The organism is Haloferax gibbonsii ATCC 33959 (assembly GCF_000336775.1).
Lineage (GTDB): Archaea > Halobacteriota > Halobacteria > Halobacteriales > Haloferacaceae > Haloferax > Haloferax gibbonsii.
On sequence record NZ_AOLJ01000006.1, the window covers coordinates 23,323 to 37,616 of the forward strand.

Here is a 14,294-nt window from a genome sequence, read left to right on the forward strand (position 1 = left end):
GGGGAGAGTGTCGGCGTTCCCGTCCTTCAAGCTGTGTCCCGACGGAACTCGCACGAGTTATCAAAATAAAGGTAGGTTGTGCTGAGACCGCGAGAACGACCGAAACCGACGAGCGACGCGGGCTATCGCCGGGCCGAAACGTCGTCGACCGCGTAGCCCGCGTCTTCTATCGTGTCCACGACGGCCGCCGCGTGTTCGGCCCCTTTCGTCTCGATGCGGAACAGAAGGTGCGCCTCGCCGACGTCGAGGGCGTCGACGGCGCGGACGTGGCGAACGTCGTGAATGTTCGCGTCGCGGTCGGCGATGAGTCGGGAGAGCCGCGCCATCTCGCCGGGCTCGTCTCGGATTCGGACCCGGAGGCGCAGCGTCTGCCGGCGGCTGGTGAGCGCATGGACGAGCACCGTCTGGAGCATCGTCATGTCCAGATTCCCCCCGCAGAGCAGCGGCATGACGGTCTCGCCCTCGACGTCGAGGTCGTCGCTCAGCACGGCGGCGACCGAGGCGGCACCAGCGCCCTCCACGACCTGTTTGGCGCGCTCGAGCAAGAGGAGGATGGCCTCTGCGATTTCCCCGTCGGAGACGGTGACGACCTCGTCGACGTGTTCCTCGATGGTTCGGAGCGTCAACTCCGAGATGCCGCCGGTCGCGATGCCGTCGGCGATGGTGTTCGTGTCGTCGAGCGTCACGGGAACGCCTTTGTCGAGGCTCTCGTGGACCGTTTCCGCGCCCGCGGCCTGCACGCCGACGACGCGAATCTCGGGGTCGTGGTGCTTGATGGCGGTCGCGATACCCGAGATGAGTCCGCCGCCGCCGATGGGGACGACCACGGTGTCCATCTCGGGGAGGTCGCGGTACATCTCGACGCCGAGCGTCCCCTGCCCGGCGACGATGTCGCAGTCGTCGTACGCGTGGACGAACTCGGCGTCCGACTCCTCGGCGAGCGACTGCGCGTACGCCATCGTCTCCTGGAAGTCCTCGCCGACGAGTTCGACCGCCGCGCCGTAGTCGCGCGTGGCGTCGATTTTCGTCTGCGGGGCGTTCTCCGGCATCACGACCGTGGAGTCGGCCCCGCACTCGGTCGCGGCGAGCGCGACGCCCTGCGCGTGATTGCCGGCGCTCGCGGCCACGAACTCGTCGATTCCGCGGTCGGTGTCCTGTCGTATCTTGTTGTACGCGCCCCGCGTCTTGAACGACCCCGTCCACTGGAGGTGTTCCATCTTCAGGTAGACGTCCGCGCCGACGAGGTCGCCGAGCGAGGTGCTCCGCTCTATCGGCGTTCGCTTGACGACGCGGTCGTTTTCGAGTCGCTCGCGCGCGCGTTGAATATCGCGGTACTGCACCGGGAGCGACTCCGCCTCGCTCATCGGCGACTCACCCCGACGGTCGGTCGCGCGGCACGCCGGGACGGCACGCGCGCGTCGCCCCGGGTTCGAGACTGTTCGCAAGCTGTGATAGTTCTTAGCACGGTTTGTGAGACGAACGTGACGAAGTTCCAATATAGAACTATCGTCGGTCGGTCGAATTCAATGAGGTCATCGAACACGTTATGTACTGATTTCGGCAGTCAACGGACTCAATTCGAATTATTCGTAGATAGATACCACGGGCAATCGTCACGCCTATCGACCCGACCACAGAACATACGTGTTCTGTTAGGTTGTGGTTCTCGCTCGACGTTCCGCCCTCGTCTCGGGGGTCGGCGAAGCGTTATACCGCAGAGTCGAGATGCACCCACGATGCCTTACGATACCGTTCGAGAGACCGACCCGGCAGTCGCCGAAGCGCTAACGGACGAACGCCGGCGGCAGAACGACACGCTCGCCATGATAGCGAGCGAGAACCACGTCAGCGAGGCGGTTATGGAGGCCCAAAGCTCGGAGCTGACGAACAACTACGCCGAGGGCTACCCGGGAAGCCGGTACTACGGCGGCTGCGAGTACGCCGACGAAGTCGAACAGCTCGCCATCGACCGCGCGAAGGAACTCTGGGGTGCCGACCACGTCAACGTCCAACCGCACTCGGGGTCGCAGGCGAACATGGGCGTGTTCCTCGCCGTGCTCGACCCCGGCGACAAGATTCTCTCGCTCGATTTGACCCACGGCGGCCACCTGAGCCACGGCCACCCGGTGAACGTCGCGGGGAAGACGTACGAGGTCGAACAGTACGAAGTCGACGCCGAGACCGGCTACGTCGACTACGAGCAACTCGCCGAGAAGGCCGAGGAGTTCGACCCGGACATCATCATCTCGGGGTACTCCGCGTACCCGCGGGAGGTCGAGTGGGAGCGCGTGCAGGCCGCGGCCGAAGCGGTCGACGCGTACCACCTCGCCGACATCGCCCACATCACCGGCCTCGTCGCCGCGGGCGAACACTCCTCGCCCGTCGGCGTCGCGGACTTCGTCACCGGCTCGACCCACAAGACGATTCGCTCGGGTCGCGGCGGCATCATCATGTGCGACGAAGAGCACGCCGACGACGTCGATTCCGCGGTCTTTCCCGGACTCCAAGGCGGGCCGATACTGCACAACGTCGCCGGTAAGGCGGTCGGCTTCGGCGAGGCGCTGACTCCCGAGTTCGAGGAGTACGCGTCGCAGGTCGTCGATAACGCCGCCGCCCTCGGCGAGCGGCTACAGGAGCGCGGCCTCGAACTCGTCTCCGGGGGCACGGACACCCACTTGGTCCTCGTCGACCTCCGGCCGTCGCACCCGGACACGACCGGCAAGGACGTCGAAGCGGCCCTCGAAGAGGTTGGTATCGTCCTCAACGCCAACACGGTCCCCGGCGAGAGTCGTTCGGCGTTCAACCCGAGCGGGATTCGCGCCGGCACGCCCGCGCTGACGACCCGCGGCTTCGATGAGGAGGCCTGCCGAACCGTCGCCGACCTCATCTACGAGGTCGTCGAAGCGCCGCACGACGAGTCCGTCAAGGGGTTCGTCAGCCAGAAGGTCGACGAACTGACCGACGAGTACCCGCTGTACGACTGACCGGACGCCGAGACGTGCGCGGAGTCGCGAATCGCGGTGAGCCGCAACGACGCCCTCCGGCCCCCACTCGCCGAAGGCCGACACGTATTGTCACGTAGTTTACTTTTATTGTTCTATCACCAGAGCGGTTCGAGACGACTCAAACGCCCGATATCGGGGCGTAGAGACGAAATCAGCCGAACGGTCGGTCCCCTCGGCTTACGTATAAGTGAGCCCGTCGAGACCCGTTTCGACGAAGCGATATGTCCGATGCAATCAATCTCGAAACTGCGAAGGTACTCATCGAGGCGGCCGAGGCGGAGGCCGAATCGATGGGACTGCGAATGGTGATTACGGTCGCGAACCCGGAGGGTAACCTCATCGCACAGCACCGAATGGACGACGCGTGGCTCGCGAGCGTCGACATCTCTCGGAACAAAGCGTACACGGCGGCCGCGCTACAGACGCCCACGCACGAACTCGCCGAGCCGACACACCCCGGCGAGTCGCTCTGGGGACTCCAGACGACCGACGAGAATCGACTCGTCGTCTTCGGCGGCGGTTATCCCCTCGAAGTCGACGGCGAAATCGTCGGGACCGTCGGCGTCAGCGGCGGCGAGGTGTCCGAAGACATGGCGGTCGCGAGCGCCGCAGTCGAGCGGTTCGAAGAGCTCGTCGAATAATCGAAGTCGCCGTCAGCCGCTTTTTTCGAGTCGTTCGGCCGAGGGCCGACGTTCGGACCGTCAGTTCTCCACGTCTTCGAACAGTCCGCGGAGTGCCGTGCAGAGAATGTCGTACCCGGCTTCGACCTCCGACAGCTCGATGTACTCGTCGTAGGCGTGGGCCTGCGCCATCGACCCCGGACCCCACGTAATCGCGTCCATCCCGGCGTCGTTGACGAGGTTCCGAACGTCGGTCGCCGCCCGAATGCCCCACGGCTCGGGGTCGACGTCGGCCCGCTCGGCGGCCGCGTCCCGAAAGCGCGTCGCGATGTCACTGTCGGTCGGAATCGCCGCCGACTCGTAGACCCGCGTTCGCGTCCACTCGACGTGCAGGTCGTGTTCGGCCGCGACGTCGGAGAGTACCGCGTCGATTTCGGCGTCGACCTCCTCGACGGACTCCGAGGGAACGAACCGCCTGTCGACCGTTATCGTCGCGCCCTCCGGGACGACGTTCTCCTTGGTCCCCGCCTCGAACTGCGTGACCGTCGCCGTCGGCCGGCCGACGAGGGGGTCAGACCGCTGTCGAATCCGCTCGTCGTACGCCGCGAGCGCGTCGAGAACGAGTCGGGCGTTCCCGATCGCGTTGTCACCCTCGTCAGGCCGGCTCGCGTGCGACGGGTCGCCGCCGACGGTAATCTCGTACCAGCCGAGGCCCTTCGCGCTCGTCGCGGTTCGCAGCGACGTGGGTTCGAGCACGACGCCGTAGGTGCCGTCGTAGCCGCGTTCGAGGAGCGCCTTCGTTCCCGGTTCGGCCGTCTCCTCCCCGACGGCCGCGTGGAACACGAGCGACCCGTCGAGGGCTCCTGAGTCGAGCGCGTCGGCGAATTCGACCGTCGCGAGCATCGCGAGGCCGACGCCGCACTTCATGTCCGCGCTCCCGCGACCGTACAGCCGACCGTCTCTGACAGTCGGTTCGTACGGCGGGAGGTCCCACTGGTCGCGGTCGCCCGCCGGAACCACGTCGAGGTGGCCGTTGAGGACGACCGAGGGCTCGCCGTCGCCGACGCGGGCTGCGACCTGCGGTCGGTCGGGATACGGTTCCTCGACGAGCGTCGCCGAGACGCCCCGAGATTCGAGCCAGTCGTACACGAAAGTCGCCGCCGCCGCCTCGTCTCCCGGCGGGTTCTCGGTGTCTATTTCGACGAGACTCGTGAGCAACGATAGTAACTCCTCGTCCATGATTTCGGTCGTCTATCGACAGAGACGGGCGTGTGTTAAGGGTTCGTACGATAGCTTTTTTCCAACTCGACCGTCGGCGTGGAAGGTTCCGCGCGAACGCACGCATCGGGCGTCGCTATTCGAGCGTGGAGATACGACTGTCTCGGAGAAGCACCCGCTTGACGATGTCCGGGTCCTCGAGAAGGCGGTGGGTCCCGTGGACGCCTTGCCCGCGACCGCGACCCCGGACTTCGGACTGGATGACGTTGAGGAAGTCGAGTTCCTGCAGGAGTTCCTGAACGCGGCGCTCCGAGAGTTGGTCCATGTCGAGGTCGTCGGCGACGGTGAGGTACTGTCGATAAATCTTGTTCGTCGTGATCTCGGCGGTCTTTCGGCCGCCGGTCTGGAGGACGAGCGAGTAGAGGACGGCCTTCGACTGCGTGGCGGTCCCTTCGAGAAGTTCGCTGAAGCGGTCGGCCTCGCTCTTTTCTTTGGCGGCCCGCACGTGGTCGTCGGTGACGGTCTCCGCGCTCTCGTTTCGGGCGATACGACCGGCGTTGCGGAGGATGTCGATTGCCTTCCGCGCGTCGCCGTGTTCCTGGGCGGCGAGCGCGCTCGCGAGGGGAATCACGTCGTCGGTGAGGACGCCGGGCTTGAACGCGTCCTTCCGGTTTTCGAGGATTTCGCGGAGTTGGTTCGCGTCGTAGGACGGGAAGACGAGTTCGTCGTGGGCGAAACTCGACTTGACGCGCTCTGTGAGTTCCTCGGGGTAGTCGATCTTGTTCGAGATGCCGATGATGCCGATACGGGAGTCCACTATCTTCTGGTTCTCGCCCGCGCGCGAGAGCTTTCGAAGCACCTCGTCGTCGCGGAGCATGTCGATTTCGTCGAGGATGACGATGGTCACGTCGGAACAGGTGTCGAGCACCTGCCACAGTCGATTGTAGTAGTCGCCGGTCGACAGCCCGCGCTCGGGAATCGTCATCCCGCTTTTCGACGGGTCGTTGACCTGCGAGGCGAGCGTCTTGATGACCGACGCCTCGGTGTGCTGTTCGCCGCAGTCGATGACGGCGATGCGAACGTCGACGTCCTCGCGGACCGCCTCGTGTTGGAGTCGCTCGCTCACGAGTCGGGCGGTGAGCGTCTTTCCCGACCCCGTCTTCCCGAAGATGAACAGGTGGGTCGGTTCGCGTCCGAAGATGGCGGGGTTGAGCGCCTGTGCGACTTTCGACATGTGCTCGTCGCGACCGACGATCTTGTCGGGACCCGGCAGGTGAGAGATTTTGAGGATATCCTCGTTCGCGAAGATAGGCTGGTCGTAGCGAAACAGCGGGTCGCGAGTCCCACCCTCGCTCTCGTCCGATGTCATGTGAGTTCGCTATTCATACTCACCCGTAATAAAGGTGAAGGGGTGGACTCGCGTTTGTAACAGCGACAAATACGGCCGTTTGAGCGGTATTTCAGTCCCGGTTTTGGATTCGACGATCAACGAGTAGTATCGCGCAAGTAAGGCTGTCAGACACCACCCTCGCGTTTGTAACGCGCGAGACGGTCTCGGGGGAACCACTCACTGGAGGGGTACGCTCGCGTTTGTAACTCGAGTCGCGAGAGACCACCCTCGCGTTTGTAATTGAACGGGGGGAGTACCGTCGCGTTTGTAACGTTGAGCGTCGAAAGCACCGGTGCAGACACACCACCCTCGCGAATGTAACGCGAATCGGCGTGGGGGCGGTTCGCAGGTCGAGTGGTTCTCGGATGTTTTTGCTTCTATATTTACAAACGCGAGGGGGGTGTGTCGAATTCCCCTAGGGTCTGGCGTAGCCGTTACAAACGCGAGGGGGGTGTGTGTGTGTACTCCCGAACACGGACAGGCCGAACGAAACGAGCCGACGGCTTCTAGCCGGCTATCCGCGAACAGCGACTGGACCGGGGGAAAACCACGACTACTCGGCAACCGCCAAACGAGGAAACGGGAACCTCGAACGAACCCGGTGACACCGCTAGTGTGCAGGTATCACTAGTAGCTAGGGTAGACTAGTAGTTACTACTGCTACTACTACCACTATTACTACTCGACATACAATAAAATACAACACTATAGCAATATACAAGAAAACAGGAACGAAGAACAAAGAACGGACGGTGAGCAACCGAGAGACGATCGGGAACCGGCCGAGAGATGACCGAGAGACGACTGACCGTCACGGCAACACGAGTCTCGGTCCACACACCCTCCGACACTGTTAGCACGGTCACGCAGCCCCAACGGACACCGAGACCTTACCCGAGCAGTCCGAGCTCGCGAACGTCCTCGTCGACCGTCTTGAGCGCCGCTTCGGCGTCGGTAGTCCGCTTCGCCCCCGTAATCACGACTTTCCCGCTTCCGAACATGAGGACGACGACGCTCGGTTCGTCGAGGCGATAGACGAGTCCGGGGAACTGCTCGGGTTCGTACTCGACGTCTTCGAGACCGAGTCCGATAGCCAGCGCGTTCAGGTTGAGCGCCGCCCCGAGGTCGGCGCTCGAAACGATGTTCTGCACGGTGATGTCCGCGTCCTCGGGGACGGGTACGCCGAGGTCGGTGAACTCGTCGAACAGCGTTTCGATGGCCGTGCCCACGTCGTCGACGCTGTCCGCACCGGTACAGACGACTTTCCCAGACCGGAAGACGAGACACGCCGACTTCGGGTCTCGGGTTCGATACACGAGTCCCGGGAAGTTCTCGGGGTCGTAGTCCGTCCCGTCCATGTCGAGCGAGAGTCGTTCGAGGTCGAGTTCGACCGGAACCTCCGTCGAAGCGACGACGTTCTGAATCTCGATGGACCCAACGGCGTTCACGTGCGACATCTTGTGAATTAGTTGACACTCACTCGTCTTAAACTACCGGGGTCGTTCGAACGCGTTACTCACCGGACAACTGGCTAGTCGGGCGACTAACTAACATTCGAGACCGGCAGTCGGAAAAACAGTCGAAACCGGGCAACGCCCCGAACTTGGCAACAGTCGAAACGGGCGGCAACCCCGCCGAACAAATCCGATACGATGGTCCGAGACATCCGCTCTCTCGCGTGAATAACCAATGAATACCACCCTATCATAATTCTTTTCAGCGTCTTCTTCGATTACTCGCCATGGCGTTCACAGACACGATACACGACGAGGCCGACGAGTTCTGGTCGGCCATCCTCGACCATCCGATGGTCGTTCGACTCGGGGAGGGGAGCCTCGACGAGGAGCCGTTCCGCTACTGGGTACGGCAGGACTACGTCTACCTCGTCGAGTACAGTCGCCTCTTCGCGCTCGGTGCCGCGAAGGCCCCGACGCTCGACTCCATGGGAACGTTCGCGAGCCTCCTCGAATCGACCGTCAACGAGGAGATGGACCTCCACCGGAGCTACGCCGCCGAGTTCGGCATCGACCCCGCCGAACTCGAAGCGACGATGCCCTCGCCGACGACCCGGGCCTATACTGACTTTCTCGTTCGCACCGCGACGCTCGGCTCCTTCGGCGACATTGTTGCCGCCTTGCTTCCCTGTATGTGGGGGTTCAACGAGACGGGACGCCGACTCGCTGACGCGGGGACTCCGGACCACGAGCAGTACGCCGCGTGGGTCGAGATGTACGCCGGCGACGAGTTCACCGAACTCACCGACTGGTGTAAGTCGCTCATGGACGACGTGGCCGCGAGCGCGACCGAGTCGGACCGCGAGCGCTACCGCGACCTGTTCCGCACGTCGGCGCAGTACGAGTACCTGTTTTGGGACGCCGCCTGGCGTCGCGAGGAGTGGCCGCTATGACCGACGCCGATCAGTCAGATTCGATTGATTCGCCCGACTCGTCCGACGCGGACCCGTCGGCCCCCGAGACGTACGACGAGTTCGCCGCGTCGCGGTCGGACCCGCGCTTTACCGACTGGCTCCGCGAGCGCGCGGGCGACTCGTGGGACGACGCGACGAGACACCGACTGACGCGAGAACTCGCCGCCGACGAACTCGCAGACGACGTGTTCAGACAGTACCTGGTACAGGACTACGCCTTCGTGGAGACTCTCGTCGGCGTCTTCGGCCACGCCGTCGGCACCGCGCCGACCATGGAGTCGAAGTCGGAACTCGTCTCGTTCCTCGGCGTTCTCACCGACGACGAGGACGACTACTTCCTCCGGGCGTTCGACGCGCTCGACGTTCCCGAATCCGTCTACTCCGACCCGGAGACTACGCCGGCGACGCGCGCCTTTATCGACCTCCTCGAACGCGCCGCGGGGCAGGGCGGGTACGCCGAGACGCTGGCGGTGCTCGTCCCCGCCGAGTGGGTCTACCTGTCGTGGGCGACCGCCGCGGACGATACCGGCTCGAACCCCTCTGAATCACCCTCGCGGTTCTACCTCTCCGAGTGGATCGACCTCCACGCAGTCGACGACTTCGCGGCGTTCGTCGAGTGGCTCCGGACCGAACTCGACCGCGAGGGCGCGGCCGCCTCCCCGCGTCGGCAGCGGCGGCTCGAACAACTGTTCCGTCGCACGGTCGAACTGGAGGTCGCGTTCTTCGACGAGGCGTACGAACTGGCTCCGTCCGGCGACTTGACGGCACCTACGACTTCATCCGCGTCCTCGAAGTCGGGCGGTCGCTCTTCTCGACCGGGTGACGGTCGATGGTGAGTTCGACCGTCGCGCTCGGGCTGACCGTCGCGACGCTCGTCGCCTTTACCGGCGTCGGCGTGTGGTTCTCTCGCGGTCGTGTCGGCTCCGTCGAGGACCTCATTAGCGCCCGCGACTCCGCGGGGAGCCGGCGGACGACGGCGACGCTCGTCGCGTCCGTCATGGGCGTGTGGGTGCTCTTTTCGGCTCCGGAGGCGGGTGCGAGCTTCGGTATCGCGGCCGTCGTCGGCTACGCGGTCGGCGAGGCCGTCCCGATGCTCGTCTACGCCCGCCTCGGTCCGCGAATCCGGGAACTCATCCCCGAGGGTCACTCGCTGACCGAATACGCCCACGCCCGGTACGGGTCAGCGATGTACGCGTTCGTCCTCCTCGTGAGCGCGCTCTACATGTTCATCTTCCTCGCCGCCGAGTTGACCGGCATCGCGGGCGCGCTCTCGCTCGTCGCGGGCGTCCCGCAGTGGCAGACCGCGCTCCTCGTCGGCGGCTTCGTCCTGCTCTACACGAGTTACGGCGGCCTCCGCGCCAGCATCGCGACCGACGCGGTCCAAGCGGTCATCGTTATCCCGCTCTTGTTGCTCGCGTTCGCCGGCACGCTCGTCGCGCTCGGCGGTCCCGCCGCCGCCATCGACGGTATCACGGCGACGAACCCCGCGCTTCTCGACCTCGGTGCGGTCGCCGGCCTGCAGTTCGGCCTCGCGCTCGCGTTCGCCATCCTCGGCGCGGAACTCATCAACCAGACGTGGTGGCAACGCATCTACGCGGCCGACTCGTCGGAGACGGTCGGGCGGAGCTTTCGAACCGCGGCGCTCGCAAACGGCGCAATCGTGTTCGTCACCGCCTTCTTCGGCGTCGTCGCGGTCGGTAACGCCGCCGTCGTCACCGACCCCGCGAGCGCGGGCTACAACGCCGACGCCGCCTTCTTCGTCCTCCTCGGCGAGGCGTTCCCCGAGTGGCTCGTCCTCGCGGCGGTCCTCCTCGCGCTCCTGCTCGTGATGAGCTCCATCGACACGCTGTTCAATGCGCTTTCGAGCCTCGTGACCGCCGACCTCGCGCGCCTGCTCGCGGAACCGAGCGACCGCCGCCTCGCGCTCGGGTCGAGAGCGCTCACAGTCGTCGTCGCGGTCGCCGCGATTTACGTCAGCCTCCGGGCCCAGAGCGTCCTCCGGCTGTTCTTCTTCGCCGACCTGCTCGGCGCTGCCGTCGCCTTCCCTCTCGTCTACGGGCTGTACTCGACGCGAATCACCGGCCCCGGCGCGCTCGCGAGCAGTCTCACCGGACTCGCCGTCGGCCTCGCGTTCTTCCCCGACCTCCGCGGCGTCATCACGTCGATTCCGGTCGTCGGCGGCCTGCTCCCCGCCGCCGACCCGCTGTATCTCACGTCCTTCGGCGGGGCGTTCGTGGTGTCGACGGCGGCGGCGCTCGTCGCCGCCCGACTCACGGACGCCGGGTTCGACCTCGGTCGGCTCTCGCGAGAGATTCGCCGGTTCGACGACGGCCGAACTGAGGCGCCGTCGTCCGATTGAGGCGCCGTCGTCCGACTCGCTCGCCTCACTATCCCGGCTGGACGACTTCAGTACTCGCTGACCGTCGCGGTCCCCACCGAGATTCGGACGAGTTCGTTTTCGGGCCACGCGGATTCTTCGGCCCCGTACTTCCGGTTGATTCGCTGGGTCGCGTCTTTCCGGGCGTCGTCGTCGGTGACGACGGTGGCCGTCCCGAGAATCGTCACCTTCCACTGCGCCTGTCCGTTCTCGTCTTTCTGGATTGAGAGCGCGACGCGCGGGTTCTCGCGGATGTTTTCGAGCTTTCGACCCGTGGTGAGCACCTCGATTACTCCGCGGTCGTCCGCGTAGTCGAACCAGACGGGTGCGACGTGGGGGCGGTCGTCGACGCTGGTCGCGAGGTGCGCCATGACCGGTTCGCTCGTCACGAGCGCCGCGGCGCGTTCGGAGAGGCCTGCCATATGCTAATTATCGTCGTGTCGGCGTAAAACGGTGACTTCGCTCCGGTTTTACAAACGCGAGGGTAGTCCCCGCGCTGCTGGCCGCGTCCCGTCGAGTCGCTGGTCGCGCCACGTCCCGCCTCGTGAACGCTCGCGACTCGCGTAATCTCTCTCACCTCTCTGCCCTGTTCACTCGCTCCTAACGCCAGCCGAAACGCGGTTTGACTCCGTCCAAATTCGGTGAAAGGGGCCTCATAACGGGTGCATAACAAAGGGGTCAGACGCGACAGTTCAGGCACCCTACTCATGAGCATCGAGGTTCGACGGGCGACTGGAGACGACGTCCACGGCTGGGACGCGTTCGTCGAACAGTCCCCGCACGGCAACGCGTTCCATCAGTACGACGCGCTTGAGATTCAGGCGGCCCACGCCGGCGCGGAGTTGATACCGCTCGTCGGACGCAAAGGTGAGGAAGTCGTCGGACTGTTTCCGATGTTCCGCATCGACAAAGGACCAATCGCGACGGTGTTCTCGCCGCCGCCGGAACTGCGAGTCGCGTATCTCGGACCGGTCCTGTTGAACATGGACCACATGAAACAGCGAAAGCGCGAGGGCCGGCACCACGAATTCATCGACGACTGCCTCGAATGGGTCCGCGACGAAATTCGACCGCGCTACACCCATATCCGCCTCGACGGCCGGTACGACGACCTCAGGGCCTTCTCGTGGAACGACTACGCGATAACGCCGCAGTACACCTACCACGTCGACCTCTCGCCCGGCGCCGACGACGTGTTCATGAGTTTCAGCAGCGACGCTCGGTCGAACATCCGGAACGCGCCCGACGACGCGTACACCATCGAGGAGGGCGGTCCCGAAGAAATCGAGCAAATCGTCGAACAGGTCGCCTCGCGCTACGAGGCACAGGGCATCTCGTACCGGTCGACCCCGTCGTTCGTCAAGGACCTCTACACCACCCTTCCCGAGGGACAGATTCGCCCCTACGTCCTCCGAACCGACGGCGAGTTCGTCGGCGGCATCCTCGCCGTCGACTACAAGGAGACGGTGTCGCGGTGGCAGGGCGGCGTGCGGACCGACGTGGACACCGACCTCGCCGTCAACGACCTGCTCGACTGGCACATCATGCGCGACGCGATGGACCGCGGGCGGACGACGTACGACCTCGTCGGCGCGAACAACCGCCGTATCAACCGGTACAAGGCGAAGTTCAATCCCGAACTCCACCCCTTCTACAGCCTCGAACGGAACGCGGCGGGAATGAAGACGCTCGCGCACCTCTACAAGACGATTCGGGAGGGCGTGTAACGGAGTACGGTTCGTCCCGAATTCCGTCCGGATATTGACTCAAGAAGTCCCAGAAACCCTACTAGTTACCCAACTCGGCGGTCGCACGGAAAACCCGGGTTTACTCGTGTTCGAGTGCGTCGTACACGCCCCGGTGGTCGTCGCGGTCGGCCTTCGCGACGCGGAGAACGAGCTCTCGACGGATGTCTTCCATCACCCTGTCGAGTTCAGATTCATTGTTCGCGCCGTCTTTCGTTGCCATACGCCTACTGTGTCTTCCGTAGAGTTATTGCTTCGGGTCTGATGCGTCGTCGTCTAACTGGTCGAGTCCGTGCCGAACGAGTCCGTTTCGCCACTGTTCGACCACGTCATTGAGGTCGACTTCTTTGGTGTGTGTGTCCGGAGATAATCGATAACGCCGTCCTCGTCCGTGGCGGCTTCATCGGTTCCGAACTGCTTGAGAATCTCTCTGACTTCGTGGCCGTACTCCAATCGATACCCGTTGAGCAGGTAGAATACGACTGTCGTGTTCAGCGCGGTTCGTTTATTCCCGTCGACGAACGGATGGTTAGCGACGAGGAGTCGGAGTAGATGGTACGCTTTCTCGTGTATGGTCTCCGGTGCTGCGCCGAAGCTTCCCGTTTCGATATACTCCACGCGAACTCGATATCCCCCTCGCTCTGAACCCCGCGCGTCGTCTCCGCATACTCTGAAACGATGTCATCGTGTATCTCGACGACATCGTCGACGGTCGGGTACCAGAGTGGGCGACTCATTGAACGCTGTGTTCTCCCGGAGGCCGTATCACCGTTTCCTTCGACGCTGAAGTTAGAGCCCCGCGTAGGGGTCGGGCTTCGCCTCGGTCAGGCGGTCGACCTGCTCGTCCGTGAGGTCGATAGCGGCGGCTTCGAGGTTCTCGGTCAGTTGCTCGACCGTACGTGCGCCGACGATGGGGGCCGTGACGCCGTCGCGGTGCATGAGCCACGCGAGCGCCGTCTGGGCGGGCGTCGCGTCGACTTCCTCGGCGACCGCGTCGAGTTCGTCGTGCACGTCGAAGTTCTCCTCCGTCAGATACGACTCCTCGAACCGGCTGGACTCCGCGGCGCGGGACTCGCCGGTGAGGCCGTCCTCGCGGGTGTACTTCCCGGTGAGGAAGCCCTGTCCGAGCGGGCTCCACGGACAGACCGCGATGCCGTACGAGCGGGTCATCTCGAGGTAGTCCCCCTCGATTTCGCGGTCGACGAGGTTGTACCGCGGCTGGGCGACGGTGAACGGCTCCCAGCCCTCGGCGCGGGCGATTTCGTTCGCCTTCGCCACTTTCCACGCGTTCGGTCGGAGGGTCGACGCGCCGAGGTAGTGGACCTTTCCGTCCTCGACGAGGCCGTTGAGCGTCTTCATCATCTCGCGGGTGGGGGTCTCGTCGTCCCAGCGGTGGATGTAGAGCACGTCCACGTAGTCGGTGTCGAGGCGGTCGAGTAGGGCGTCGATGCGGTGCCGGATGTTCTTCCGGTTCGTCCCGCGGCCTGTCTCTTATACACATCTCTGAGCGG

Annotated in this window: 13 protein-coding genes and 1 pseudogene; 6 read left to right on the forward strand and 8 right to left on the reverse strand. The window is 64.3% G+C overall.

All coding sequences use genetic code 11. The annotated features are described in order from the left end of the window. Positions 1 to 122: 122 nt before the first annotated feature. A complete protein-coding gene (gene ilvA, locus C454_RS02315; RefSeq protein WP_004972259.1) occupies positions 123 to 1,364 on the reverse strand; it encodes a threonine ammonia-lyase in 1,242 nt (413 codons plus the stop codon). A 372-nt stretch (positions 1,365 to 1,736) separates the two neighbouring features. Between ilvA and glyA the strand changes: the two genes are divergently transcribed. Continuing rightward, the gene (gene glyA, locus C454_RS02320) at positions 1,737 to 2,984 is read left to right on the forward strand and encodes a serine hydroxymethyltransferase (protein ID WP_004972261.1); all 1,248 of its coding nucleotides are present in this window, start codon (positions 1,737 to 1,739) and stop codon (positions 2,982 to 2,984) included. 242 nt (positions 2,985 to 3,226) lie between these two features. Continuing rightward, positions 3,227 to 3,646 carry a GlcG/HbpS family heme-binding protein gene (locus C454_RS02325; protein WP_004972263.1) on the forward strand — a complete coding sequence of 140 codons (420 nt, stop codon included), beginning with the start codon at positions 3,227 to 3,229 and terminating at the stop codon, positions 3,644 to 3,646. A 60-nt stretch (positions 3,647 to 3,706) separates the two neighbouring features. On the opposite strand, the gene C454_RS02330 is transcribed toward C454_RS02325, so the two are convergent. The 3 genes from C454_RS02330 to C454_RS02340 all read right to left on the reverse strand — a co-directional run bounded on the left by C454_RS02330 (position 3,707) and on the right by C454_RS02340 (position 7,690). Next, positions 3,707 to 4,864: a M20 family metallopeptidase gene (locus tag C454_RS02330; RefSeq protein WP_004972264.1), complete on the reverse strand. Its 1,158-nt coding sequence runs from the start codon at positions 4,862 to 4,864 to the stop codon at positions 3,707 to 3,709. Between the two features lie 115 nt (positions 4,865 to 4,979). Further along, positions 4,980 to 6,212 (reverse strand): Cdc6/Cdc18 family protein, encoded by a 1,233-nt coding sequence (locus tag C454_RS02335; protein ID WP_004041152.1) that lies wholly within the window; start codon positions 6,210 to 6,212, stop codon positions 4,980 to 4,982. Between the two features lie 911 nt (positions 6,213 to 7,123). After that, complete coding sequence (locus C454_RS02340; protein ID WP_004972266.1) at positions 7,124 to 7,690, reverse strand: TATA-box-binding protein; 567 nt, start codon at positions 7,688 to 7,690, stop codon at positions 7,124 to 7,126. Positions 7,691 to 7,974: 284 nt separating this feature from the next. Here C454_RS02340 and tenA point away from each other — a divergent pair, with 284 nt between their 5' ends. From tenA to C454_RS02355, 3 genes are read left to right on the forward strand one after another with little or no spacing between them, the layout of a single operon-like run. After that, positions 7,975 to 8,640, forward strand: coding sequence for a thiaminase II (gene tenA, locus C454_RS02345; protein WP_004972267.1), 666 nt, complete (start codon positions 7,975 to 7,977; stop codon positions 8,638 to 8,640). Next, the gene (locus tag C454_RS02350) at positions 8,637 to 9,497 is read left to right on the forward strand and encodes a TenA family protein (RefSeq protein WP_004972269.1); all 861 of its coding nucleotides are present in this window, start codon (positions 8,637 to 8,639) and stop codon (positions 9,495 to 9,497) included. Before tenA ends, C454_RS02350 begins: the two co-directional genes overlap by 4 nt. Further along, complete coding sequence (locus tag C454_RS02355) at positions 9,491 to 11,020, forward strand: sodium:solute symporter family transporter (RefSeq protein ID WP_004972271.1); 1,530 nt, start codon at positions 9,491 to 9,493, stop codon at positions 11,018 to 11,020. The genes C454_RS02350 and C454_RS02355 overlap by 7 nt, the downstream gene beginning before the upstream one ends. A 47-nt stretch (positions 11,021 to 11,067) precedes the next feature. Here the strand turns inward: C454_RS02355 and C454_RS02360 are convergent, their stop codons facing one another. Then, positions 11,068 to 11,460: a pyridoxamine 5'-phosphate oxidase family protein gene (locus tag C454_RS02360; protein ID WP_004972274.1), complete on the reverse strand. Its 393-nt coding sequence runs from the start codon at positions 11,458 to 11,460 to the stop codon at positions 11,068 to 11,070. A 285-nt stretch (positions 11,461 to 11,745) separates the two neighbouring features. On the opposite strand from C454_RS02360, the gene C454_RS02365 reads away from it, so the two are divergent. Then, positions 11,746 to 12,765 carry a lipid II:glycine glycyltransferase FemX gene (locus tag C454_RS02365; protein ID WP_004972276.1) on the forward strand — a complete coding sequence of 340 codons (1,020 nt, stop codon included), beginning with the start codon at positions 11,746 to 11,748 and terminating at the stop codon, positions 12,763 to 12,765. 100 nt (positions 12,766 to 12,865) lie between these two features. Here C454_RS02365 and C454_RS20615 read toward each other — a convergent pair whose 3' ends face one another. The 3 genes and pseudogenes from C454_RS20615 to C454_RS02375 form a co-directional block, all read right to left on the reverse strand. Next, a complete protein-coding gene (locus C454_RS20615; RefSeq protein WP_169330631.1) occupies positions 12,866 to 13,006 on the reverse strand; it encodes a hypothetical protein in 141 nt (46 codons plus the stop codon). Positions 13,007 to 13,059: 53 nt separating this feature from the next. After that, on the reverse strand, positions 13,060 to 13,401 hold the full coding sequence (locus C454_RS02370) for a type II toxin-antitoxin system death-on-curing family toxin (RefSeq protein WP_004972278.1): 342 nt from the start codon (positions 13,399 to 13,401) through the stop codon (positions 13,060 to 13,062). A gap of 171 nt (positions 13,402 to 13,572) precedes the next feature. After that, positions 13,573 to 14,265, reverse strand: a pseudogene (locus C454_RS02375) (aldo/keto reductase); the annotation flags it as partial. Positions 14,266 to 14,294 lie beyond the last annotated feature (29 nt).

Coding starts and splice junctions, on each gene's coding strand:
- tenA (WP_004972267.1), top strand. CDS start 7,975: ATGGCGTTCACAGACACGATACACGACGAGGCCGACGAGTTCTGGTCG.
- C454_RS20615 (WP_169330631.1), bottom strand. CDS start 13,006: ATGGCAACGAAAGACGGCGCGAACAATGAATCTGAACTCGACAGGGTG.
- glyA (WP_004972261.1), top strand. CDS start 1,737: ATGCCTTACGATACCGTTCGAGAGACCGACCCGGCAGTCGCCGAAGCG.
- C454_RS02350 (WP_004972269.1), top strand. CDS start 8,637: ATGACCGACGCCGATCAGTCAGATTCGATTGATTCGCCCGACTCGTCC.
- C454_RS02365 (WP_004972276.1), top strand. CDS start 11,746: ATGAGCATCGAGGTTCGACGGGCGACTGGAGACGACGTCCACGGCTGG.
- C454_RS02325 (WP_004972263.1), top strand. CDS start 3,227: ATGTCCGATGCAATCAATCTCGAAACTGCGAAGGTACTCATCGAGGCG.
- C454_RS02330 (WP_004972264.1), bottom strand. CDS start 4,864: ATGGACGAGGAGTTACTATCGTTGCTCACGAGTCTCGTCGAAATAGAC.
- ilvA (WP_004972259.1), bottom strand. CDS start 1,364: ATGAGCGAGGCGGAGTCGCTCCCGGTGCAGTACCGCGATATTCAACGC.
- C454_RS02335 (WP_004041152.1), bottom strand. CDS start 6,212: ATGACATCGGACGAGAGCGAGGGTGGGACTCGCGACCCGCTGTTTCGC.
- C454_RS02340 (WP_004972266.1), bottom strand. CDS start 7,690: ATGTCGCACGTGAACGCCGTTGGGTCCATCGAGATTCAGAACGTCGTC.
- C454_RS02355 (WP_004972271.1), top strand. CDS start 9,491: ATGGTGAGTTCGACCGTCGCGCTCGGGCTGACCGTCGCGACGCTCGTC.
- C454_RS02360 (WP_004972274.1), bottom strand. CDS start 11,460: ATGGCAGGCCTCTCCGAACGCGCCGCGGCGCTCGTGACGAGCGAACCG.